General features: G+C 70.6%; 1 pseudogene. It reads left to right on the top strand.

From position 1 onward, the window contains the following. Positions 1-1,094: pseudogene (locus ACFWI9_RS34690) on the top strand (hypothetical protein); the annotation flags it as partial.

Below are 1,094 nucleotides of genomic sequence, written 5' to 3'. Positions count from 1 at the left end.
GTCGACGACAGCGCGGGCAACACCTGGTCCTACCACTACGACCTGATGGGCGAGCCGACCTCCCAGACCGACCCCAACACCGGCACGACGACCTTCGACAAGTACGACGTGCTCGGCAACCTGCTCCAGACCACCGACCCGCGGGGCCAGGTGCTGTCGTACGCCTACGACTGGGACAGCCGCCTCACGGCGGAGTACGCGGCCCCCTGGTCGGCCACGCCCGACCCGGCCAAGCAGCAGACCTCCCGGGTCTACGACACGCTCGCCAAGGGCTACCCGACCTCCTCGACCCGCTATGTCGGCGGCACGAGCGGCAGCGCGTACACCGAGGCGGTCACCGGCTACAACACGGCCTACCAGCCGCTCGGTTCGACCCTCACGGTCCCGTCCGCCGACGGCTTCCCGGGCACGGCGGGCAGCGCCGGCGGCACGATCACCTACGCCCTGACGTCGACGTACACGCCGAACACCGGTCTGCTGGCCACCACCCAGTACCAGGCGGACGGCGGCCTCCCGGCCGAGCGCGTCGGCTACGGCTACACCCTGCAGGGCGCGTTGGACGGGTTCGGCGGCTACATCAACGCCGCCAACACGCCCTCGTACCTGGACGGCACGGTCCATGACCCCTTCGGCCGGGTCCTGCAGACCAACTACGGCTCCACCGGCAAGGAGCTCGCGACCTTCGCCCAGTACGACGCGACGACCGGCGCCACCACGCAGACCAGCAGCATGGTGCAGACGTCGGCCACGGCCCTGGACGTCGTCAACTACCGCTACAACCAGGCCGGCGAGCTCACCGCGACGGACGACCTCCAGGACAACACCACCCACCACACCCAGTGCTTCGCCTACGACTCCTTCCAGCGGCGGACCGCCGCCTGGACGGACACCGCCGGCATCACCGACTCCGGCACCGCACCGGTGGGCGCCGTGGGCGGATGCACTTCGGCCTCCGTGCAGACCAGCGCGGCCCCGGTGAAGACGAAGACGGTGGGCGGGCCCGCGCCGTACTGGCAGACGTACACCTACGACCTGCTGGGCGACCGCACCGGCACGGTGAACCACGACACCACCGGCAACGCACTCGCGGACAC

The sequence above is a fragment of the Streptomyces sp. NPDC127084 genome, assembly GCF_042724175.1.
In the GTDB taxonomy this organism is placed as follows: domain Bacteria; phylum Actinomycetota; class Actinomycetes; order Streptomycetales; family Streptomycetaceae; genus Streptomyces.
Note: the sequence above shows the minus strand (reverse complement) of the source record. Positions and strands in the feature narration are given on the sequence as shown.